We start from the raw sequence: 22,371 nt of genomic DNA on the forward strand, positions 1-22,371 counted from the left end.
GCCTTGCTACTTTAGTATTACGACTGTTATGTAAAAAAGGTACATCAAAACGCTGGTAAAATCAACTAATTCCACCCATAACTAGAGAACCAGTGGCCATCCTTATGGTCTTTCAGCGCTTGTCCGATAAAAGGGATCAGGTTGTCAGGAAGATCATCCATAGGGAACCAGCACATATGATCACATTTATTAGGCTCGGCATTTCGGATCTCTCCCGCCCAGCGCTCAGTAATAAAGAAAAAATCCACCCGCTCGTTAGCGGCTTTGATGTGCATAACACCAGTCATCTCCAGATCATCCGGCTGAACCACAACGCCGCATTCTTCTCGGACTTCACGTATAGCGGCCATTTTCACTTCTTCGCCTCCGTCAAGCTTTCCTCCCGGGGGGGCCATACCTTCCATCCTCATGACCAGTGTTACAACGGCGCATTAATAGTACTTTCTGATCCCTAACTAGAAACACATGCGCTACACTCACCAGTCCAAATTGACTCACCATTAATCCTCCAATATGTAAAGTGAAGTGGGGAAAATAGCAAACACGAACATACGTTCTCAATACAAGAATACCACACTTTTAGTTCAGTTACATCCATTTTAAAAAAGAATATCTTCGCTTCACGCGTCCTTTTTTCCAACACGCTCTATCTCTTTTCTACCCCATCTCATAAAAAAAGCAGAGCCGCTCTTACTGACGCGTCTCTGCTTGATGCTTGGGGTGTTACCTACCCCTTCGGCCGATTTTCCCGGTACCAAAACGGGTTTTGGGTTTGCTAATTTTGGGCTTCGGAGCATCGAAAATGCTGGACCCGCCCTTCTTACGGGAAATGCTGCCTTTGCTTGTACCGCTATCACTCTTACTGCTCCCTCCGGTCACACTGCCCGGATCGGTGACACTCTTACTGCTCCCCCTGCGGGTGAGCTGTCCCTTCCGTTCTACGGTGATCGGTGGCGCAATTTTCTTATCCTGCTCAGTCGGCTTGTGATACGTTCCTTGCTTAGGCTTATATTCATCCTTACTTCCATAACCCCTGTAAGAGCCATAACCGCCCCCTGAACCGAACAAATCGCCGATCAGCCTGGCAGCGAGATACGTTTCCAGAAAGCTGGAGTTATAGTTGCTACGCACATACTCTTCTGAATCGACTTCGACCAGCGTATCCTCCGGCTTTTTCGGATCTTGTTGCAAATGGTACCACTGTTTGCCGTATACCAGGAACATATGTTCCGAATTAGCGGATGAGATCTGATCAGGCTTCTTCTGTGACGCCAGTTCATCTGCTACTTCCTCGACCGATTGGCCACTTGCCCTGTAGACATAGGAGGTGGAATGACCTTCCTGGTTCACCGATTCCAGCGGATAGTTCTCCTTGAGGTCGGGAGCACTTCCGCATGCGGCAAGCACGGAGGCCAGCAGCCCCAGTACCATAACTAAGGATAACAAGCGTGCTAACTGTCTTTTCATGGGCACCCTCTCCTATGAAGCCCGGATTACCCTAACATCGCCCGGGATCACTTTCTCACCTTCATACAGCATAAACCGTCCGTTCTGCCATTCAATGCGCAACAGACGGAAGTCGTCGGACTGATACTGCCACACATGCTGCTCTCCCCCATTCATGAATGGGGTCTGCCCCGCCACTGCTACATGACCTTCGTATTCTTCCTCTAGGAAATACTCATGGCCGTCCAGTTCCAGCGTTGTTGGCACCTCTGCAGGATTATCCAGCCGTCCGTCAATCGGTTTATACAACCCATATTGTAGCTGCTCCCGCTCCTCAATATGCAGATAGGCGATTTCACTTCCATCGCGTAACGTCAGCACAACTGCATTCCGTCCTCGGTTATGGGTCCTCCCAGTGACCTCATACGTAACCAGCGAGACTTCACAGATATCCCCGGGCGCAAGACTTAGCATGCTCTTGGGTACTGCCGGAGGCTCCGGCTTGGAGAATAAATTGCCTATGCGTTTCCAGATACTCAACCTCCATCAATCCTTCCTACAAAAAAGCTGAAATTATTAAAGCCCCGACGATATGCAGCGAACCTGAAAGCAAGCCATAGCCGATTTTACCCTGCTGCGTCCCATGATCCAGATCCAGCTTGCCCCAAACGGCAAACAACAGGCGCACAGTACGCTCAAGTAACAGCAGTAATGCAAAAGAAACCACTGATACAAGCAGCGCTTCCCCGAGCCGGTTTGAAGTTGCGATCGAGGTTGATAATATGTATGCCTGGGTCAGCAGCTTCAGTACGAGCCTGGTCGTGACAGCCATGTTGCCCGCTTTCAGTTCTTCAATATCGTTATAACGGGTAAAAAGTGAATCCACGTACATCAGCACGAACAGCAAAATAACACTGCATACCGTCCATACCACCATGGACACCAGTATATGGAGATCCATTCCCTTCAGCCCCCGCTAAATTAATTTTCATATCCTTCACTTGCATAGATAAAAGCGAAGGAGAAACGATCCCGCTGTCTCCCCTTCGCCTTAATATTAAGCCGTTATTCCGGCTCTGCTTGCCTTACTTCTTGTCGTATTGCTTAAGCAGTGCAGCCAGTTCGTCTTCCACAGCCTGGTCCTTGTGAAGCTTCTCAAATTCGTCATCCAGCGATTTGCTGCCGGAGCTCATTTCGTTGCTCGCTTCCGCCTGTGCTTCTGCTTGGAGCATCTTCTCTTCCATACGTTTGAGGCCTGCTGAGGCCGAGTCAGAGCTGAATCCGCTCATAGCTTTGTTGATTTCAGTTTGCGCTTTAGCAGCGTTGTAACGCGCTACCAGCGTCTCACGTTTGTTCTTCATCTGAGCAAGTTGCTTGCGCATCTCATCCAGCTTACCGCGCAGGTTGTCTGCTGACGCTTTGTTCTGATCAAAGCTAGCCTTGTACTCCACCAGCTTAGCTTCCGCTGCTTTCTTCTCTTCAAGTGCACGGCGGGCAAGATCAACATTCCCGGCTTGAGCGGCCGCGTGAGCCTGCTGGTTGCGTTTGTCGACCAGTGCTTCCTGCTCTTCGTAGAGCTGTTTGAATTTCTTCTCAATGGCGATTTGAGCCGCTACTGCTTTCTCAGCATCCTCCAGATCCTCAGTCATATCGCGGATGTATTGATCCGTCATCTTAATTGGATCTTCCGCCTTATCGATAATCGCATTAATATTGGACATTGTGAGATCGCGTAATCTTTTAAAAATAGACATTGTTCATTCCTCCAAAAGAAAAGTTTAAAAAACTGTTTGTTATCTCATACGCAAAGATGCCGCCGCCGTTTCAACTTTGTTGCAATAAATACTGTTCCACTTTGGCATTAACAATTTCTACAACCTGCTGAATGCCCTCCTTGGTCAGATCATCATAATGAATGCCCATGACTACCGTTACCGATCTCCGCAGTGCAGTTGCTATCCTGTGAGCAATCCCCTCACTCAAAGTGTGTTCTTTGTGATGAGGAACAGCCGAGGTCAGCACTTCAACTTGATCCCCGATTAGAAAAGCTGTACTGGCTGCGCCGATATGACTGACACCACCGGTAATAAGCAGCAGCAGATCACGGCCAACCTCCAGTGCGGTCAGTTCAATATCGCCCGGATGAATGTACTCGTCAGCCAATTTCATAGCCTCCTCTTATTTTAACCGAATCATCAAGAAATAACTTCCTTCCCACCTGCTACGGCAGTAAGGTGAGACCTCTGTTACTTACTTTACTATATCATGGAACTGACTGTCTCTGGTAGAACACAAGAAGCCTTCCTAATGAATCATGCAAACAGGGCTGAATTTAGAGAACAGCCCCAAAAAACACGGGGCTGCACCTGAAATTTATATAATTCCGCGAATTTCGTCCAACGATCCGATCTTTTCTTCCTCCATAAACTGCAGCAGTTCATCAGCCAGCGTGCTACCGGCCCGCAGATTCATAAAGTTGTAAGTTCCCACCTGAACCACCGTAGCCCCGGCCATAATGAATTCAATGATATCGGTGGCTGAGGTGATTCCGCCCATGCCCATGACGGGAATGTTCACGTTCTTGGACACTTGATGCACCATCCGTAGTGCAACTGGCTTAATGGCCGGACCGGATAATCCGGCATACAGATTGTTGAACACACTGCTACGTTTGCGGACATCAATTTTCATGCCTGAAATGGTATTAATGAGAGAGACTGCGTCCGCACCTTCCGCCTCACACATTTGTGCCATCACGGCGATATCCTCTGCTTGGGGCGACAGCTTCACAGCGAGCGGAAGCTGCGTGACCCGCCGCACGGCCCGTACCACTTCTTGCGCGGCCGGTGTTTTGATACCAAAAGCGATCCCGCCCTCCTTGACGTTAGGACAAGAGATGTTCAGTTCGATCATGTCCACAGCAGTTGTTCCGGCGCGCTGACGGGCATCCGCGTCCTGCTGGATCAGCTCCGCACCGAGCACATAATCCTCAAGCGTCCCTCCGCCAAGATTGACGATACGAACCGTATCAAGGTTCTCCCAGTAAGGACATTCCTTGGCGAGGAACGCTTCTATGCCGGGATTCTCCAGTCCAACGCTGTTGAGCATGCCTGAAGCGGTCTCGTATACGCGAATACCGGGGTTGCCCGCCTTGGGATGCAGTGTCAGACCTTTGCCTGAGATCCCTCCCAATGTGGACACATCATACATTTTTCCATACTCATGTCCAAAGCCAAAGGTGCCGGAGGCCATAACAATTGGATTCTTAAAATGAACATTGCCGATCTTGGCGCTCAGATTAGTCATGGAAAATCACCTCTTCCGCCAAAAAGACCGGTCCGTCTGCGCAGGCTTTGCGCTGTCCGTCACGACAGGACACGCTGCATACTAGACAGGCACCGATGCCACAGGCCATCCGGTTCTCCAGCGATAGATATACCTGAGTTCTGCTTCCCGCCTCCATCGCAGCCTGGCCCTTCTGCTGGGCTGATTTCAGCATGGGATGTGGTCCACATACGAAGATATGGTCATACGCAGCAAAATCAACGCTGTCGAGGATCCGTCCGCCCACATCCACCGTTAAGGATGCGGCGCGGGAAGAAAAGGCCTCCGTGCGGAAGGCCTCCCTGCTGAAGCCTAAGTATACGTCGCTGCCTGGCAGCTTCTCTGCGCAATAAAAAAGCGGGGCAATACCGATCCCCCCGCCTACGAGCGCTACTTTACCGGAAACAAACGGAAACCCGCTACCAAACGGCCCTTCCAGATTTACCGTATCACCAGGGATCAAACCAGCTAATATTGCTGTACCTTCCCCAACCACATGATACAGAAATTCAACTCCATCATCATTCACTTGATGTATACTAAGCGGCCTGGACAGCAGCGGATAGGCTCCCCATGCCCGCAGCATGTAGAATTGACCCATTTGTCCGCCATGATTTCCCTCCACCCTGAGATGGAAGACCCCTTCTGCCAGCCGTTCGTTACTTATAACTGTCGCCACGTTATCAAGCTCCTTCAAATTTAATCTTATTAAAGATTGCCTTAGAAGGAGCTTGAAATCTGTGACAATATTCACACTAACAACAATCTATTTTCTATTCCACAGCCCGCGCTCATAAGCTTTGGGCATCTGATTTACGCCTCCCAGCGCTTCCTCTGCATGCAGCGCCCAATAAGGATCACTCAGCATGCCACGCCCTACCGCGATCAGCTCAGCACGTTCCTCTGCCACTATGGCCTGTGCATCCGAATAGGATTCCAAACGCCCTACCGCAATCACAGGTACCTGAAGTCCGTTCCGTAAGTACTCGGCCAGATCCGCCTGATATGCGGGAACAGCATTCGGTCCGCCATTGGAGCCGATTGGACCCTCCCCTCCGGAGGATACATGGAATAGATCTACCCCGGCATCCCGATAACGGGTGCAGAATTGTAGCGCATACTCGTGGTCATATCCCCCGTCTACATACTCCTTTGCTGAAACCCGCATGATAACAGGCATATCCGCTGGCAGCACTTCTTTGACGGCTCTGACGACCTGCTCACCGAACAAGCCCAGATCCTTGCCATATTCATCTTCTCTGACATTCGTCAGCGGAGAATGGAACTGATGGATCAGATATCCGTGCGCACCATGAATCTCCACGCTGTCAAATCCCGCTTCCACCGCTCTGCGCGCAGCTTCACGATAGGCATCAACCAGTTCAGCAATCTCTTCACGAGACAAAGCTTTAGGAGTCTTAGAGCGGCTGTCGAAAGGTATTGCAGACGGTGCTACCGGCGGCTCTGCATCCACTGCCTTACGTCCAGCATGGCCAAGTTGAATCGCAATTTTGGCACCATGACTATGCACGGCATCTGTGAGCTTGCGATAAGCATCAATCTGTCCGTCAGCCCAAATCCCGGTGTCTTGGTTCGTGATGCGGCCATCCGGGTGAACACCCGTCATCTCTACAATAATAAAGCCTGTACCGCCAACGGCACGGCTGACATAATGCACAAAATGCCAGTCATTAGGGATGCCATCCTGTTTGTCTACGGAATACTGGCACATTGGAGGCATTACAATCCGATTTTTCAGCGATAATCCTTTCAATTCATAAGGGGTGAATAAATTCGGCATACTTGTCTCCATCCTTCCCTGATCCCTATCTATCGGGCATTTTCATTGTCCCGTTTCATAAGTATACACGCATTGCCTGCTAGAAGAAATATTAGCCACAGAACGACGGGGACAGCATAAAATCCGGCATTCTGGGGGATAACAAAGGAAGATAATGGCCGTGATCATGACAAAAAAGGAGGTGCTTTCGGATGAATGATCTGTCCAAGGGCTGGAGACCGACCCTTATGGCAGCGGTGATCTGCGCCCTACTATTTTCTCCCCCTGCACCAATAAATGCTTCAGCTATTGCTAATCAGACACCTGCGCAGCAGATTAGCTCCAATGATCCTGAGGCCTTTTTTTCCGAAGGAAATCCCGCAGGGCCTGCAGAGACAACCTCTTCCATGGAGGCAGCCCGGCCGCGGAAGGATTCCAAAGGGCTTACACTGAGCCAACTGCTGCACAAATATCCTGAGACCATCAAGACCAGCGGTCCCCGGCGAAAGATCATCGCCCTTACCTTCGATGATGTGCCCGACCCGCGCTTTACTCCGCAATTGCTGGATGTCCTCCGCAAGTACAAAGTGAAGGCCACCTTTTTTGTCGTAGGAAGCCGGGCAGAGAAACATCCGGGGCTCGTTGCCCGCATGATCAGGGAAGGACATGTCATCGGCAACCACTCGTATAATCATCCGCAGTTTGTGAAGCTGCGACTGAATGATTTTCGGACACAGATTGTTCGTACTGAAAATATTTTGCAAGCCATCGCAGGCTATAAACCCCGCCTGATTCGCCCTCCCTATGGAGATATCAATGAGCAGCAGCTTAAATGGGCGAAATCGCATGGCTACAAGCTGGTCAACTGGAATGTAGATTCGCTGGATTGGAAAGGGCTCTCCAAGACGCAGGTCAAGAACAACATCCTCTCTCATGCCGGCAAGGGAGCGATCATTCTGCAGCATGGCGGCGGCGGACACGGGAGTAACTTGAGAGGAAGTATACAAGCCCTGCCCGAGGTGATTACAAGCCTGCGACAACGGGGCTACACCTTCGTAACGGTTCCCCAGCTTCTGCAAATTTCGAAAAGCAAATAACAAAAACGGAGGACGCCGCTATCAGCGGGCATCCTCCGTTTGTATTTCAGGCTATGTTTTAATCAACTATTGAATAACGTATAATTGTACATACTGGTAACCAAAGTCTGCTACAAAGCTTGGGCTTCCCGGGATAAAAATATCAATCCGGTTTCCCTTGATTGCACTCCCCATATCCGTAGCCGTAGCAACAAAAGCGGACTTCGGTAATCCTGGGTGGGTATAACCTGTCACCAGAACTTTGGTGCCGATCGGAATGACGGATGGATCTACAGCAATCGTGCCCAGCTTCAGTGGGTTGCCAAGATAATCGACCGCGCCCCATTTCCCGTTCTCGCTGCTTGCAGACGAATAAGCCGAGGCTTTGACCTGTAGCGTACGATCATAGTTGAATACTTTTCCCCAAGCCGATACCGTATTGGTTTCCGGTTGAACGTTGAGATTGGCAGTGATGACCTCTGCTTTGGCAGATTCACTTTGTGCTACCAAAGTAGGCGTTTTACCAGGGATGTTCAGTTTCAAACCTGAATAAATGTTGGTTGCAGACACCTGCGGGTTAGCTTTCATTAAGGCGTCAACACTGACTCCATATTGCTTGGACAACGTATAGAAAGTGTTCCCTTCCTTGGCGGTGTGAATGCCGTCAGCATGGACAGGAACGGCTTGCAGCGCAGCGCTGATTCCTATAAGAGCAGCAAAGGTTTTGATCATTTTAAAATTAATCTTCATTTCTTCCTCCTTGGTTTACAATGCACGGCGGCCGCTAATCAGCGCACTGCGCAAGTCTTTACCCAGTAGCTATGTATGAATTACTAAAGGGCATCAAAATGCAGCTCTTTGTAAACTAACAGAATCGAATATATCACAATTTTGTAACCAACGCCAAAGCAATTGTTACCATTTTGAAAGAACTGTTCTTTTTAACGAAAAAGAGGGCTTTTATTTGGAAAACAATATAGGTTACATAACCTTAATTATGTTAACTTGTATTTCACTATCCGACCTGCACCGCAAACTTTCGGCAAATTAAACCAAAGATTTTACACAGATTTAACAAAACTATCTTCTTCAAATAGTAAAATGGTAAAATACGATAAGCCGAAATTACGGCTGCACCGCCACCAAAGCGGTAACGAAAGAAAAAAGAATGACGTGGAGGGGCCATGAGCAAAATGATCGAAGAAGAGAAAAAGAATATCTTTAGCAGCAGTCCTGCCACTGCCTATCTCAACCGGGACCTCAGTTGGGTCGAATTTAACCGCCGGGTGCTGCAAGAGGCCCAAGATGTGGACAATCCTTTGATGGAACGGGCCAAATTTCTGGCTATTGTGTCCAGCAACCTGGATGAGTTCATCAGCGTGCGTGTAGCGGGCATCCAGGACCAGATCCGTGCAGGATATACGAAAAAAGACTTCACCGGTTATACTCCATCCGGCTTGTACAAACGCCTCTTCAAACGGGTCTCCAAAATCATTGCCGACCAGTACCGCACCTTCCGCGATATCTCCAGGAATCTGCACAAGGAAGGCATTGTATTCGTTGATTATGGCGATTTGACACATGCACAGGAACTTTCCATAGAACAATATTACCGTGATATTATTTATCCTGTTCTTACGCCGATGGCAGTGGACCAGAGCCGTCCATTTCCGCTAGTACATAGCCAATTCATCTACTTGGCGGTGGTTCTCTCCCGTAAAAATGCTCTAGAGGAGGAACCGTATTTTGCGATCCTGCAAATTCCGTCCAATCTGCCAAGATGTATCCCTCTGCCCCATCGCTCCAACAGCAAGAAGCGGCAGTTCGTATTCATTGAGGATGTCATCAGGCATCATATTCAGACCTTGTTCAGCGGCTATGAACCGGTCTCAGTGAGCGAGTTCCGCCTGACACGCAATTCGGACCTTACGATTGATGAGGAAGGCGCTGAGGACCTGCTGGAGGAGATTGAAAAAGAGCTGCGTAAGCGCAGACGCGGCGTACCGGCCCGCCTGGAAGTACAAAAAGGCATCCACCCCTATGCGCTGGAGCAGTTGCAGGCTGAATTCGAAATCGAGGATTTCGTATTCGAGATTGACGGTCCGCTGGATCTCGGATTTCTGCGCCAGTTTGCTGGTAGCCTTAAAGGCTTCAGTTATTTGAACTACCCTCCGGTGGAGCCACTATATCCGGTGGAGTTTGAAGAGAATGAGGATTTCTTCGAGGTGCTGCAAGAACGTGATGTGCTGGTATATCATCCGTACGAATCCTTTGACGCGATGACCGATTTTATTATTCAAGCCTCTGAAGACGAACAGGTCATGGCCATCAAAATGACACTATACCGGGTCAGCGGCAATTCTCCGCTGATTACGGCCTTGGCAAATGCTGCCGAGTCGGGCAAGCAGGTCACGGTCGTAGTTGAGCTTAAAGCCCGCTTCGACGAGGAGCGCAACATCGCTTGGGCGCGCAAGCTTGAGCAGTCTGGATGCCATGTCGTCTACGGACTGGTCGGGCTGAAGACCCACGCCAAGATCACATTGATTGTACGCCAGGAAGGCACAGAGCTGAAACGGTATGTGCATGTCGGGACCGGTAACTATAATGACAGTACCGCCAAGGCTTACACGGACTTGAGTTTGTTCACTGCGAATACCGATATCGGTCTGGATGCTTCCGAGCTGTTCAATCAAATGACCGGCTACTCCGCCAATTATGACTGGAATTCGTTCATCGTCGCGCCAACCAACATGAGCCTGTCCTTACAGAAGCTGATGCAGCGTGAGGCTGAGCATGCTGCGGCTGGACGTCCGGCCCGTATTATCGCCAAGATGAACTCCCTGTCCAACCAGCAGGTTATTGACGATCTCTACATCGCAGCCCAGGCCGGCGTATCCATTGATCTCATCGTGCGCGGGGTCTGCTGCCTGCGGCCGGGAATTGAAGGATTAAGCGAGCGGATCACGGTACGCAGCATCGTGGACCGCTTCCTGGAGCATTCACGCATTTATTATTTTGAGAACGGCGGCAAGCCAGAGGTCTATCTCTCCAGTGCAGACTGGATGACACGAAATCTGACCCGGCGAATCGAACTGATGTGCCCTGTGCATGACAGTACCATCCGGACGCAGATCATCAAGATTCTTGAGCTGACACTGAGCGATAACACCAAATCAAGTTTCCTGCAACCCAATGGATATTATGAACGCGCGGACGACAAAAAGGCCCCTTTCCGGAGCCAGTTTGCCGCTATGGATGTTACACGTTGGAAGGGAAGTCGAGCTTTACCTTTAGACCCCAAACGTTCCTGAATGCTTTCAGAGCGTTCTCAATATCTTCAAGACCGATCAGAATGTCTGTGTCACCCTGAAGGCTCATATGGAGGGTATTCCCTTGCATATGGCCTTCCAGGCCCCTGACAACGCCAATCTCGGTGCTGTCCAGTGCAATGCTCAACTGAACAAGCGTTCCAAGCTTGTGAATCCACTCTTCGTCGGAAGCCAGTAAAATGTCCCTGTGTTCGGTGGACAATTTCTGCTTCCGGCTTTTTGTGCTATAGGAAGAAATCATGGCGCACAGGATGAGCTGCCGATGCGTGAGACCGCGTATGGGCGAGTTCATTAGCCAATATCTCGTGTGGCGCTTGGACTGATAATAATTAATATTCGATCCCGTTCGGTGCAACATGATGGAGACATAGACCAGCATCTCGATCTCCCGGGTATCCCCTTCGATCTTAAGCATGGACAGTAGGCTGCGTGCGAGTTTGTGAATGTGATCCAGATGCGTCTTGGAGGTGCGGATATCAAAGCGAATGATCGTATCCAGACTAAATTCCAGAGCGCTGTCGCGCACCGGCTGCTCCGGCTTCAGCAGATCATGCAGCATGCCTTCCCGCAAGCCTTCGCCGCTGATAACAGCCTGCACAGCACCAACATATTTGTATACGGTGTGAAAAATAATCAAACCGGAGACAATGATATCCGCCCGGCTTTTGGACAACCCGTCCAGTTCCTTCCGCTTATCGAGCGGCAACGCCGGCAGTGTAGCCATGAATTGCTCAATCGTCTCAGACGACAGCGTATATCCGTGCGAGTTTGGCAGCGAATAATCATTACTCTTCTGATCCAGCTTACCCAGTGACCGCAGAGTACCGCCCAGTCCGAACAGAGGCAGGCCTTCCCCGGTAGTCAGCCAGTCATGCTCCACAAGCCGCCCCAGCACGTATGCTTGAAGCTTATGAACCTGCTCCGCTGTCCAGTTACCGCCGTGGCCGAACATGACATTGGTATTTACAGCTCCGAACGGAAAAGAAATGCTGTGCTGATACCGGCGCCCTCTAAACAGCGTGATCTCCGTACTTCCGCCCCCGATGTCGATAACAAATCCGTCCTCGACATTAAACGCATTGATCACCCCGAGGAATCCAAAATAGGCTTCCTGATGACCGCTGATCACTTCAATTGGAATCGTTGAAGCTTCGGATAGGAAGGATATAATTTCGGCCGAATTAGCAGCATTACGGATGGCTGCTGTTGCACCTGCCCGGACTCTCTCTACACCGAATCCGTCGCAGATCTCCTTGAACTGACGCAGCACCGGGACAACGGTCTCCATGTCCTTCCGATCCAGCCGGCCATCTCTTGTTATTTTCTCACTCAGACGAGCGGAGTATTTGCATTCCTTTATGATCTTATAGCCTCCCGCCGGCGTCGTGTCATAGATTACCAGACGAATGGAGTTGGAGCCAATATCAATAATGCCGATCCGGCAGAGGTCATCTTTCATATGTATGTACTCCTTTTCAGGTTCATTAACCACTTATTATACATGGTTTAGACACATAAATGAACTTTAAAACAAAACGGCCTCCGGTAACCTACCGGGGGCCGTTTTATATATTATGCATTACAGCACTTTGCTCAGGAAATCCTGAGTCCGCGCATGCTTGGGATTACCGAAAACTTCCGCAGGGGTTCCCTGCTCAACAATAAAGCCCCCATCCATGAACAGAATGCGGTCGCCGACTTCTCGGGCGAAGCCCATCTCATGGGTCACGATCACCATGGTCATGCCGTCTTCAGCCAATTTCTTCATGACCTCCAGCACCTCACCGACCATTTCAGGATCAAGTGCAGAGGTCGGCTCATCGAACAGCATCACATGCGGCTGCATGGCCAAAGCACGGGCAATTGCGATCCGCTGCTTCTGTCCCCCGGACAACTGATTCGGATAAGCATCCTTTTTATCCTCCAGACCGACGGTCCGAAGAAGATTCAGAGCGAATTTCTCAGCTTCCTGCTGCGACTGCTTCTTCACCTTGATCGGCGCCAAGGTGATGTTCTGAAGTACGGTCATATGCGGGAACAGATTAAATTGCTGGAACACCATCCCCATCTTCTCACGGGTAAGGTTGATATCATGCTTACGCGAGGTAATGGACTCGCCCTCAAAGGTGATTTCGCCGCCAGTTGGCTGCTCAAGCAGGTTCAGGCAGCGCAAAAAGGTGCTTTTGCCAGAACCGCTGGGGCCGATCACCACGACAACCTCCCCTTTTTGGATCTCCAGATCTATGCCTTTCAGAATTTCCAATTTTCCGTAATGCTTCTCCAGATTCTTAACGGCGATCATCGGTGTTCAGCCTCCTTTCGAGTCTGCCAAGCAGCTTGGACATGGTAAAGGTCAACACAAAGTACATCACAGCAACGACAATTAACGGTGTAAACCCGTCATAGGTAATTGTAGTTACTGCACGGGATTGGAACATAAGATCTGCCACCCCGATAAAAGAAACGATCGACGATTCCTTGATAATCGTAATAAATTCGTTGCCGATAGCTGGAAGTACGCTTTTCAAAGCCTGTGGCAGCACGATGTGGCGCATCGTCATTGCCTGTCTCATGCCGAGGGAACGCGCAGCCTCCACTTGCCCCCGGTCCACCCCTTGAATCCCTGCCCGGAAAATCTCGGCCAGATATGCGGAGCTGTTAATGGACAGTGTAATCGCACCCGATTGCACTGCACTGAACTCGACACCAAAGCTGGCCAGACCATAGTGAATCAGGAAGAGCTGCACCAGCATCGGTGTCCCCCGTAGGAACTCTACCCAAGCCGTGGCAATAAATCTGAGTACACGCAATTTGGACATGCGAAGCAGCGCAACAGCAATCCCCAGTACGAAACCGAAGAATACGCCGAGCACGGCCAGCAGCAGGGTGTACTGTAGACCAGACAGGAAAAAATTCCGGTAATCATAAGCTAAACTAAAGATGTTCATTATACCTGCACAACCTCCAATCTCCAAAAAAATAGAAAACAGCGGAACAAGCACCGCTATTTTCTGTAAGTACAGCTGTTCATTCCAATTGATAACAGATTAATTACTTCTCAGCCAGTTCGCTTGCTTCTGTTACGTATTGATCAATCTTACCTTCGGAATTCAGTCGGCTAAGTGTCTTGTTAACTTGATCCAGCAGCTCTGTGTTGCCTTTCTTGATCCCTACCACATAGCCATCATCTTCAGCTTCTGGTTTGGCATCTGTAATCACGATTCCTTTGACGTTCTTTACAAAGGACTTCGCAACAGGACCTTCAATAATAGCAGCATCCACACGATTGGATTGCAGCTGGAGCACGATCTCAGAAATTTTGCCAAGGGAAGTCAATTGTGCGCCTTCAATGCCTTTAGCGAGCTCTTCCTGGATCGATCCGGTCTGAACGCCGATCTTCGTTCCTTTAAGCGAGTCCATCGTGGAGAACTTGTCCTTATCTGCTTCGCGAACAACCACAGATTGCTCTGCTTTGTAGTAGATATCGGACAGCTCGACTGCTTTCCTACGCTCTTCCGTTGGGCTAAGGCCCGAGATGACCATATCGATTCTTCCGCTCGACAATTCATTCAGCAGGGAATCAAAAGGCAGATCCTTAATTTCAAGCTCAGCGCCCATGTCAGCGGCGATATCTTTGGCAATGTTGATGTCAAAACCGACGATGCTGTCTTTACCGTCAATAACCTTGTGGAATTCATAAGGCGGGAAATCCGCACTGGTACCCAGTGTCAGTGTTTTTTTGGTAGTAGATCCGGTGTTAGCTTCTCCGCTAGCTGCGGAATCATTGCCATTCTTATTTTGACCGCAGGCCGTCAGTAGTCCTACTGCAAGCAGCAAAGTTAGTGAAAGTGTGCCCCATTTTTTCATTTCTATATCTCCCTTTTCTGTATTTAGCGTATGCTGTTTAATTAGACCGATTTATTATAAATCAGTTCGTATGAATATGCAAAGACATTTTTACTAGAAATGCTTATTATATTGTGTAATTTTCAGTAAATTTCAATCTTTTTGCACAGTGTTGACATAAAAAGTATATACTGATTTTAAACAAAACACCCATTTTCAGAGTTTGGTTCATTCCACAGATTCAAAGGGTATTAACATGCTAACAGACTGTTGCCAGGCGCATAATCCTTGCTCTGAACCTATTCATTAAGGAGGTGCTGTCATGCTTTTGGAAGCTTTGTACCATGTCCCCCGCGACAAGTGGGCCTATGCTTACGATACTGAAACCATTCACTTGCGTGTCCGCACCAAACGGAACGATGTAGATCATGTAACGGCTCTGACCGGCGACAAATATGACTGGAAACACACCTATTATGAGGTACGGATGGAAAAAGCCGCTTCCGACGACATGTTCGACTATTGGGAGGCGGCTGTCAGACCCAAATATAAGCGATTGTGTTACACTATACGAATTAGTTCTGGATCTGAAGTGATTTATTTGCTCGATAACGGCATCATCCGCCACGAATACCCCACTCCACCGAGTCATTATTATGAGTTCTCCTACATTCACAATATCGATGTGTTCAAGGTACCTGAGTGGGCCAAAGACGCGGTATTCTACCAGATCATGACGGAGCGGTTCGCGAACGGCGATCCTTCAATCAGTCCCGAGGGTACAGAGGAATGGGGAGGCCGACCAAAGCTGGACAATTTTTTCGGCGGAGATCTCCAAGGGGTGCTGGATCATCTGGACGACCTGCAGGAGCTCGGCATCAATGCCATTTATTTCACCCCGCTATTCCTCTCGCCCTCCAACCATAAATATGACATTGTGGATTATAAAAAAGTCGACCCTCATTTTGGTGATAATGCACTGCTAAAGCATGTGGTACAACAATGCCATGCGCGGGGCATACGCGTCATGCTGGATGCGGTCTTCAATCATTGCAGTGACCAGTTCCCTCCCTTTCAGGATGTACTGCAAAAAGGCGAATACTCTGTGTACAGGCACTGGTTTCATATTAATTCTTTTCCAGCCGAGATTGTCGATGGGATTCCTACCTATGACACCTTCGGTTTTTTTGGCAATATGCCCAAATTCAACACGGCCAATCCGGAAGTCAGATCCTATCTGCTGGAAGTTGCAGAATACTGGATTAAGGAGATCAAAGTAGATGGCTGGCGGCTGGATGTTGCAAATGAGGTGGACCACCATTTTTGGCGGGACTTCCGCAAAGTCGTGAAGAATGCCAACCCCGAAGCCTATATTGTTGGAGAGGTGTGGAGCGATTCACTAACCTGGCTGCTTGGCGATCAATTTGATTCGGTTATGAACTATCCCTTCTCAGGTACTGTGCTGGAATTCTTTGCTGGTGGCATGAACGGTGTGACATTCGGGCATCGGCTTGGTGGACTACTGATGCGTTATCCGCAGCAGACGAATGAGGTGGTCTTCAATCTTCTTGGCAGTCATGATACCCCTCGTTTGCTGACCTGTGTAGGTGAAGATAAACGCCGCCTGAAGCTTGCCGTTGTCTTCCTGTTCACATTCATGGGCACACCCTGTATTTATTACGGTGATGAGATTGGCCTTAGCGGTTATGAGGACCCGGACTGCCGGAAATGCATGGAGTGGGACCCCGCCAAACAGGACCGGGATTTATATGAATTTTACCGGACGATGATTGCCCTGCGCAAGGAGCACAAGGCGCTGCGCGAAGGGCGGTTTCGCCTGCTGCATGCTAGTGAGAGCGATGCCTGCATCGTCTATGAGCGGGCGGACAACAAGCTGCACTTCACGATCTGGATGAACAATATGCCGGAACCGCGCACGCTGAGTCATCCTATGGAGACCGATGACTGGCAGGATGCTCTGACGGGAGAATCTGTTTATCCGCAGAACGGGATCATGAACATTCGGCTGGAACCCTATGATTACCGGATACTGTCCCGTAATTTGAACTAAAAAAACAGGCTGTCCCTTGTGCCATCGTATATGGCAGGGACAGCCTGTTCCATTATTCCTCCGGCAGATCCGTCACAGCGCCTTTCGCCGCTGAAGAGACCAGACGCGCATACTTGGCAAGTGCGCCTCTGGTGACTTTAAGCGCCGGCTTCTTCCATGCCGCCCTTCTGCGCTCCAATTCATCCGGTGTAACCTCGAATGAGATCTCCTGAACCTCACTGTCGATTGTCACCAGATCATTAGTCTGCAGCAGTGCGATCGGTCCGCCGACTTGCGCTTCCGGGGCCACATGACCCACGACAAAACCGTGGGAACCACCGGAGAATCTGCCGTCGGTAATCAACGCTACGTCACCGCCGAAGCCTTTTCCGACAATCAAAGCAGTTACCGAGAGCATTTCCGGCATGCCGGGGCCACCTTTAGGACCGCAATAACGGATAACGACAACATCGCCTTTGCGGATTTCATTGTTCAAAATGGCGTCTGTGGCTTCAGTTTCACTGTCATACACTTTCGCCGGGCCGGTAAAGCGAAGCTTCTTCATCCCGGACATCTTGGCGATCGCCCCTTCTGGCGCCAGGTTACCCCGGAGCACAACCAGTGGTCCGTCAGCCTTGAGCGGCTCGTCGAACGGACGGATAATATCCTGACCCTCCGGAAGAGGAGCAGCCTCAGCCAAATTCTCCGCCAGCGTCTTGCCAGTGACGGTCAGGCAATCCCCATGCAGCAGTCCTCTTTCCAGCAGCACCTTCATGACGCCGGACACGCCGCCGATATCATTCAAATCCTGCATCACGTATTTACCGCTAGGCTTAAGATTAGCAAGATGTGGAACTTTAACGCGGATGCGCTCAAAATCGTCATAGGTCAAATCAACCCCTACCGAATGGGCAATCGCAATCAGATGCAGGAAAGCATTCGTGGAACCGCCGAGGGCCATGACTAGTGTTATGGCGTTCTCAAAAGCTTTTTTCGTCATAATATCCCGCGGATATATCTCCTTCTCCAGCAGGCTCAGTACCTGTTTCCCTGCTTTAGCGCATTCTTCTGCTTTATCCGGGGAAATTGCAGGTGTTGAGGAAGATCCGGGCAGGCTCATGCCCAATGCTTCGGCAGCGGAAGCCATTGTATTGGCGGTGTACATGCCGCCACAGGCGCCCGGACCTGGACAGACGCTGCATTCAATCTTGTGCAGCTCCTTCTCGGTCATTCGGCCGTCATGATACTGTCCAACCGCTTCGAAGGCCGTGACGATATCCACCTTCTTACCATCTAGCGTACCTGGCTGTATCGTTCCACCATAGACGTAGACTGCCGGCAGATTCAGCCGACCAATTGCCATCAGACAGGCCGGCGTATTCTTGTCACAGCCGCCAACTGCGACGAGTGCATCCAGGCGTTCCGCACCCATGACAATCTCAATGGAATCGGCAATGGCTTCCCGGCTGGGCAAAGAAAAAGACATGCCTTCATGACCCATTGCGATTCCATCTGCAACGGTGATCGTGTTGAAGATGAGCGGCGCTCCGCCGTTATCCTTCACTCCTTTTTTAGCCTTGACCGCCAGTTGGTCAATATGCATGTTACACGGAGTGACTTCACTCCAAGTGCTGGCAATGCCGATCATCGGCTTCTTGAAATCTTCGTCTGTAAATCCTACCGCCCGGAGCATCGCCCGGTTCGGCACACGATTGACCCCCTCGCTGATGACTTTGCTGCGTATCCTCAGATCTTTACTTGTTGACATGTTCTCACCCTTTTCTAATAGATCAGTTCATATAGCTTATGCAGTATTTCTCCATAGCTTTTCCAAACTTCGCAATTAATTGCTACCTTCGTACACATCCAAATTACTAAAGGGAATTAGTAAGGTAATCAATTTCCTATCCTCTTTTTCTTAGTATGCAATATATCGCATATATATATTAAAATCAAGTTATTTTCTACATATAAAAAACCGCTCCCCAAGGTCACTTGATCTTAGGGAACGGTTTATTGTGGTTTCTTACTCTATATCTCGCCGGGAGAAATTCTGGGCTGCTATCCTTTAATTCTCTTATAGATATCAATGTACTGCTGTGCAGATACATTCCAGCTGTAATCTCCCGCGAAGGCGTTCTTCGTGATTCTTTTCCAATGCTCAGGTTGGTTATAGATGGAAATCCCCCTGCGCAAGGTGTGCATCATATCATGCGCATTATAGTCCTTGAAAGTAAACCCGTTGCCCTCCCCCGTCACTTCGTTATAAGAATGCACGGTATCGTTCAGCCCACCCGTCTCCCGCACTACCGGGATGCTGCCATAGCGGAGGGCAAGGAGTTGGCTAATGCCGCATGGTTCGAACTTGGAGGGCATCAGGAACAGATCACTTGCGGCATATATTTTGCGGGACAGACCCTCGCTGAACGTAATTTGTGAAGACACCTTATCAGGATATCTCCAGGCTGCTTCGCGGAACCAACGCTCATAAGACTCATCCCCGGTTCCTAAGACGACAAATTGAAATTCATCATTATATAACAGCTCATCCAGCACCCGCGTCACAAGATCCAAGCCTTTGGAATCCACGAGACGTGTAACCATAGCAACGAGCGGAACTTGGGGATTCACGGGTAGACCGAGCTCCTGCTGCAATCCCACCTTATTCTCGGCCTTCTTGGCCAAATTGGAACGGTAACGGGTAAAAATATGAGGGTCTGACGCTGGATTGTAGCTTTTAGTATCAATGCCATTCACAATACCGCTCAAACTGTCTGCCCGCTCATTCAATAACCCGTCCAACCCATAACCATAATAAGGTGTGCGGATTTCTTCGGCATAGGTCGGACTCACGGTGGTAATATGGTCGCTATACACAAGGCCGCCCTTCATATAATTCACGTTGCCATAGTACTCCACACCGAGGAAATAATTACTGTCAAGGCCAAGCAGCCCGCTCAGCACCTCATATGGAAACACTCCCTGATACAGCAGATTGTGGATCGTAAACACCGTGCGTATATCACTGTAGAAAGGGTTGTGGCGATAATGCCCCTGCAGCAGCAAAGGGATCACCGCGGCATGCCAGTCGTGGCAATGCAGTACATCCGGCTGAAAGTCGATGGCGGGCAAGCATTCCAGCACGGCACGGTTGAAGAAGGCAAAACGCTCCCCATCATCCATATATCCGTAAATGGCATCCCGCCCGAAATAATACTCGTTATCGATAAAATACACCGTGATTCCGTCATGCACGAGTCGTTCAATACCGCAATACTGGCTACGCCAGCCGACCGGGACGTTGACTACGGTAACCGGTTGTAGCTGAGATGTGAATGTTTCAGGAATTCCGCGATACTTTGGCATAATGACTCTGATATCCACCCCTGCACCCTTCAGTGCTTTAGGCAGGGCACCAATAACATCGGCCAGACCGCCCGTTTTGATAAACGGATGACCTTCGGCTGCGGCAAATAAAACTTTCATGTTTATTTCCCCCTTCGGCTTCTGTATTTGTTCACAATTACTCTGACGTCTCGATCTTCTTACTGACACGAGGTGCTTTCTTCAGCACCACGAAACTTAGCGGCGGAAGAACCAGTTCAATGCTGTTAGTCTGATTGTGCCACATCAGCTTGCTGCTCTTCAAAGGTGCATTAAGGATACCGGAACCGCCATAAGCCGGGGACTCCGAACTGAATATTTCCTCGTAGATTCCTGCGCGTGGCACTCCAATCCGGTACGTGCTGCGTTCCACCGGCTGAAAATTAATGATAATGAGGAGCGTGTCCACAGGACGCTTACCTCGGCGAATGTAAGAAATGACGCTCTGACCCTTGTCATTAGCATCAATCCATTGGTATCCCTCCAAGGTATGGTCCTGCTCCCATAGAGCTTTTTCACTCCGGTAAAGCTTGTTCAACGCAGCGGTGTAAGCCAACATCTGGCGATGACGCTCATAATCGAGCAACAGCCAGTCTAGCTGCTCCTGATCCTTCCACTCGATGAATTGTCCAAATTCGCCACCCATGAACAGCAGCTTTTTGCCCGGATGAGTGATCTGATAACCTAACAGCTGCCGGAGGCCGGCAAATTTCTGCTCATATGACCCAGGCATCTTGTCCAGCAACGATTTCTTGCCATGCACGACTTCATCATGGGATAGGGGCAGGGTGTAGTTCTCGGAATACGCATAACAGATCGGGAAGGTAAGCAAATTATGATGATAGGGCCGCGCCCCGAAGTCATGTTCTATGTATCCAAGGGTGTCGTTCATCCAGCCCATGTTCCATTTGTAATTGAAGCCAAGTCCTCCCTCATGGGCAGGTGCAGTCACACCGGGCCAGGCACTGGATTCTTCCGCCATCATTAAAGCATGAGGATAATGCTGGAATATAACTTTGTTTAAGCGCTGCAAAAAGGATATAGCTTCCAGGTTCTCTAGCCCACCATTGGCATTGGGCCGATATTGGTGGTGCTGTTTCTCGAAGTCAAGACGCAGCATGCTGGTTACCGCATCCACCCGCATTCCGTCTATGTGGTACAGATCAAACCAGAACAGTGCATTGGAAATTAGGAATGAAGATATTTCAGGCTTACTGAAATCAAAGGAAAGCGTGCCCCAGCCGGGCTTTTCGGCCAATAGTGGATCAGCATACTCATACAGTGGCGAACCATCAAAAAGTCTCAGACCATGAGCATCCTTGGCAAAGTGAGCGGGCACCCAGTCCAGAATCACACCGATGTCTGCCTGGTGAAGGTGGTCTATGAGGTACATTAGCTCATGCGGCTCACCATAGCGGCTGGTTGCTGCAAAATAGCCTGTCCCCTGGTAACCCCAGGACAAGTCATATGGATGCTCTGCCAGCGGCATGAATTCCACATGGGTATAGCTCATTTCCACCAGATAAGGAATCAATTGATCAACAAGTTCCTTGTACGTATAGAATTGTCCGTCTTCCTTTTGTCGCCATGTGCCTAAATGCATTTCATAAATATTAAGGGGTTTGTTGTACGGAGTCTTGTTCTTGCGCCTCCAGGCCGCATCCCCCCAGCGATAACCCCGAAGATCAGTCACAACTGAAGCGGTTGCCGGGCGAACCTCGGCCTTGAACGCGTAAGGATCTGCTTTAAGGAAGCTTGTGCCATCAGCGGCAATAATTCTATATTTGTATAACATTCCCAGCTTCATCCCCGGGAAAAACCGACTCCAAAATCCCGAATCGGGTATCTTATATAACGTATCCATGTCCTGCGTTCCGTCCCAGCCATTGTGATCGCCGGCCAAACCTACATATGTCGCATGAGGAGCCCATACGGTAAAGCGCACACCGGAAGTCCCTTCCCAAGCGGCAATGTGCGCACCTAGGATGTTATAGCTGTGATAGTGCGTGCCCTCATGAAACAAATAAATATCAATATCATCCGTTGACGGGAGGGTTTCTGTTCTTGGTGTCTCAGCCAATTCATCACCACCTTTTTATATAGGATGCACCTATAACATTACCCGAAAAAGTTCCA

At 49.6% G+C, this 22,371-nt stretch carries 20 protein-coding genes; 3 read left to right on the forward strand and 17 right to left on the reverse strand.

What is annotated here, in order from left to right:
- Positions 1-65: 65 nt before the first annotated feature.
- The 9 genes from HPT30_RS20425 to HPT30_RS20465 all read right to left on the reverse strand — a co-directional run bounded on the left by HPT30_RS20425 (position 66) and on the right by HPT30_RS20465 (position 6,571).
- Entirely contained in the window at positions 66-395 is a 330-nt protein-coding gene (locus tag HPT30_RS20425; RefSeq protein ID WP_312876356.1) for an NUDIX domain-containing protein, read from the reverse strand.
- A gap of 328 nt (positions 396-723) precedes the next feature.
- Positions 724-1,467, reverse strand: coding sequence for a DUF4247 domain-containing protein (locus HPT30_RS20430; RefSeq protein WP_175373175.1), 744 nt, complete (start codon positions 1,465-1,467; stop codon positions 724-726).
- A gap of 12 nt (positions 1,468-1,479) precedes the next feature.
- Positions 1,480-1,986, reverse strand: a complete 507-nt coding sequence (locus tag HPT30_RS20435; protein WP_175373176.1) for a DUF4178 domain-containing protein — start codon at positions 1,984-1,986, stop codon at positions 1,480-1,482.
- Between the two features lie 16 nt (positions 1,987-2,002).
- Complete coding sequence (locus tag HPT30_RS20440) at positions 2,003-2,407, reverse strand: DUF350 domain-containing protein (protein ID WP_175373177.1); 405 nt, start codon at positions 2,405-2,407, stop codon at positions 2,003-2,005.
- 124 nt (positions 2,408-2,531) lie between these two features.
- A complete protein-coding gene (locus tag HPT30_RS20445; protein ID WP_175373178.1) occupies positions 2,532-3,200 on the reverse strand; it encodes a PspA/IM30 family protein in 669 nt (222 codons plus the stop codon).
- A gap of 70 nt (positions 3,201-3,270) precedes the next feature.
- Positions 3,271-3,609, reverse strand: a complete 339-nt coding sequence (gene lpdD, locus HPT30_RS20450) for a prenylated flavin chaperone LpdD (protein ID WP_246317307.1) — start codon at positions 3,607-3,609, stop codon at positions 3,271-3,273.
- 210 nt (positions 3,610-3,819) lie between these two features.
- Positions 3,820-4,752 carry a dihydroorotate dehydrogenase gene (locus HPT30_RS20455; protein WP_175373180.1) on the reverse strand — a complete coding sequence of 311 codons (933 nt, stop codon included), beginning with the start codon at positions 4,750-4,752 and terminating at the stop codon, positions 3,820-3,822.
- A complete protein-coding gene (locus tag HPT30_RS20460) occupies positions 4,745-5,449 on the reverse strand; it encodes a dihydroorotate dehydrogenase electron transfer subunit (RefSeq protein ID WP_175373181.1) in 705 nt (234 codons plus the stop codon). The genes HPT30_RS20455 and HPT30_RS20460 overlap by 8 nt, the downstream gene beginning before the upstream one ends.
- A gap of 87 nt (positions 5,450-5,536) precedes the next feature.
- Positions 5,537-6,571 (reverse strand): NADH:flavin oxidoreductase/NADH oxidase, encoded by a 1,035-nt coding sequence (locus tag HPT30_RS20465; RefSeq protein ID WP_175373182.1) that lies wholly within the window; start codon positions 6,569-6,571, stop codon positions 5,537-5,539.
- A 191-nt stretch (positions 6,572-6,762) separates the two neighbouring features.
- Here HPT30_RS20465 and HPT30_RS20470 point away from each other — a divergent pair, with 191 nt between their 5' ends.
- A complete protein-coding gene (locus tag HPT30_RS20470; RefSeq protein WP_246317308.1) occupies positions 6,763-7,647 on the forward strand; it encodes a polysaccharide deacetylase family protein in 885 nt (294 codons plus the stop codon).
- Between the two features lie 66 nt (positions 7,648-7,713).
- On the opposite strand, the gene HPT30_RS20475 is transcribed toward HPT30_RS20470, so the two are convergent.
- Entirely contained in the window at positions 7,714-8,376 is a 663-nt protein-coding gene (locus tag HPT30_RS20475) for a 3D domain-containing protein (protein ID WP_175373183.1), read from the reverse strand.
- Between the two features lie 443 nt (positions 8,377-8,819).
- Here HPT30_RS20475 and ppk1 point away from each other — a divergent pair, with 443 nt between their 5' ends.
- Positions 8,820-10,937, forward strand: a complete 2,118-nt coding sequence (gene ppk1, locus HPT30_RS20480) for a polyphosphate kinase 1 (RefSeq protein WP_175373352.1) — start codon at positions 8,820-8,822, stop codon at positions 10,935-10,937.
- Here ppk1 and HPT30_RS20485 read toward each other — a convergent pair.
- The 4 genes from HPT30_RS20485 to HPT30_RS20500 all read right to left on the reverse strand — a co-directional run bounded on the left by HPT30_RS20485 (position 10,885) and on the right by HPT30_RS20500 (position 14,822).
- Entirely contained in the window at positions 10,885-12,414 is a 1,530-nt protein-coding gene (locus HPT30_RS20485; protein ID WP_175373184.1) for a Ppx/GppA phosphatase family protein, read from the reverse strand. The two genes, ppk1 and HPT30_RS20485, sit on opposite strands and share 53 nt — an antisense overlap.
- Positions 12,415-12,534: 120 nt before the next feature.
- Positions 12,535-13,257: an amino acid ABC transporter ATP-binding protein gene (locus HPT30_RS20490; RefSeq protein ID WP_175373185.1), complete on the reverse strand. Its 723-nt coding sequence runs from the start codon at positions 13,255-13,257 to the stop codon at positions 12,535-12,537.
- Entirely contained in the window at positions 13,244-13,903 is a 660-nt protein-coding gene (locus HPT30_RS20495) for an amino acid ABC transporter permease (RefSeq protein ID WP_175373186.1), read from the reverse strand. The genes HPT30_RS20490 and HPT30_RS20495 overlap by 14 nt, the downstream gene beginning before the upstream one ends.
- A gap of 103 nt (positions 13,904-14,006) precedes the next feature.
- The gene (locus tag HPT30_RS20500; protein WP_175373187.1) at positions 14,007-14,822 is read right to left on the reverse strand and encodes a transporter substrate-binding domain-containing protein; all 816 of its coding nucleotides are present in this window, start codon (positions 14,820-14,822) and stop codon (positions 14,007-14,009) included.
- Between the two features lie 301 nt (positions 14,823-15,123).
- On the opposite strand from HPT30_RS20500, the gene HPT30_RS20505 reads away from it, so the two are divergent.
- Positions 15,124-16,872: an alpha-glycosidase gene (locus HPT30_RS20505; protein ID WP_175373188.1), complete on the forward strand. Its 1,749-nt coding sequence runs from the start codon at positions 15,124-15,126 to the stop codon at positions 16,870-16,872.
- 52 nt (positions 16,873-16,924) lie between these two features.
- On the opposite strand, the gene ilvD is transcribed toward HPT30_RS20505, so the two are convergent.
- The 3 genes from ilvD to glgB form a co-directional block, all read right to left on the reverse strand.
- Positions 16,925-18,619, reverse strand: a complete 1,695-nt coding sequence (ilvD, locus tag HPT30_RS20510) for a dihydroxy-acid dehydratase (RefSeq protein ID WP_175373189.1) — start codon at positions 18,617-18,619, stop codon at positions 16,925-16,927.
- Between the two features lie 293 nt (positions 18,620-18,912).
- Entirely contained in the window at positions 18,913-20,337 is a 1,425-nt protein-coding gene (glgA, locus tag HPT30_RS20515; RefSeq protein WP_175373190.1) for a glycogen synthase GlgA, read from the reverse strand.
- A 37-nt stretch (positions 20,338-20,374) separates the two neighbouring features.
- Positions 20,375-22,315 (reverse strand): 1,4-alpha-glucan branching protein GlgB, encoded by a 1,941-nt coding sequence (gene glgB, locus HPT30_RS20520; protein ID WP_175373191.1) that lies wholly within the window; start codon positions 22,313-22,315, stop codon positions 20,375-20,377.
- Positions 22,316-22,371 lie beyond the last annotated feature (56 nt).

This window comes from Paenibacillus agri (genome assembly GCF_013359945.1).
Taxonomy (GTDB): Bacteria; Bacillota; Bacilli; order Paenibacillales; family Paenibacillaceae; genus Paenibacillus_AQ; species Paenibacillus_AQ agri.

Coding starts and splice junctions, on each gene's coding strand:
- HPT30_RS20425 (WP_312876356.1), bottom strand. CDS start 395: ATGGCCCCCCCGGGAGGAAAGCTTGACGGAGGCGAAGAAGTGAAAATG.
- glgA (WP_175373190.1), bottom strand. CDS start 20,337: ATGAAAGTTTTATTTGCCGCAGCCGAAGGTCATCCGTTTATCAAAACG.
- HPT30_RS20445 (WP_175373178.1), bottom strand. CDS start 3,200: ATGTCTATTTTTAAAAGATTACGCGATCTCACAATGTCCAATATTAAT.
- HPT30_RS20440 (WP_175373177.1), bottom strand. CDS start 2,407: ATGGATCTCCATATACTGGTGTCCATGGTGGTATGGACGGTATGCAGT.
- HPT30_RS20475 (WP_175373183.1), bottom strand. CDS start 8,376: ATGAAGATTAATTTTAAAATGATCAAAACCTTTGCTGCTCTTATAGGA.
- HPT30_RS20490 (WP_175373185.1), bottom strand. CDS start 13,257: ATGATCGCCGTTAAGAATCTGGAGAAGCATTACGGAAAATTGGAAATT.
- HPT30_RS20500 (WP_175373187.1), bottom strand. CDS start 14,822: ATGAAAAAATGGGGCACACTTTCACTAACTTTGCTGCTTGCAGTAGGA.
- HPT30_RS20465 (WP_175373182.1), bottom strand. CDS start 6,571: ATGCCGAATTTATTCACCCCTTATGAATTGAAAGGATTATCGCTGAAA.
- HPT30_RS20495 (WP_175373186.1), bottom strand. CDS start 13,903: ATGAACATCTTTAGTTTAGCTTATGATTACCGGAATTTTTTCCTGTCT.
- HPT30_RS20485 (WP_175373184.1), bottom strand. CDS start 12,414: ATGAAAGATGACCTCTGCCGGATCGGCATTATTGATATTGGCTCCAAC.
- ppk1 (WP_175373352.1), top strand. CDS start 8,820: ATGATCGAAGAAGAGAAAAAGAATATCTTTAGCAGCAGTCCTGCCACT.
- HPT30_RS20455 (WP_175373180.1), bottom strand. CDS start 4,752: ATGACTAATCTGAGCGCCAAGATCGGCAATGTTCATTTTAAGAATCCA.
- HPT30_RS20470 (WP_246317308.1), top strand. CDS start 6,763: ATGAATGATCTGTCCAAGGGCTGGAGACCGACCCTTATGGCAGCGGTG.
- HPT30_RS20505 (WP_175373188.1), top strand. CDS start 15,124: ATGCTTTTGGAAGCTTTGTACCATGTCCCCCGCGACAAGTGGGCCTAT.
- HPT30_RS20430 (WP_175373175.1), bottom strand. CDS start 1,467: ATGAAAAGACAGTTAGCACGCTTGTTATCCTTAGTTATGGTACTGGGG.
- ilvD (WP_175373189.1), bottom strand. CDS start 18,619: ATGTCAACAAGTAAAGATCTGAGGATACGCAGCAAAGTCATCAGCGAG.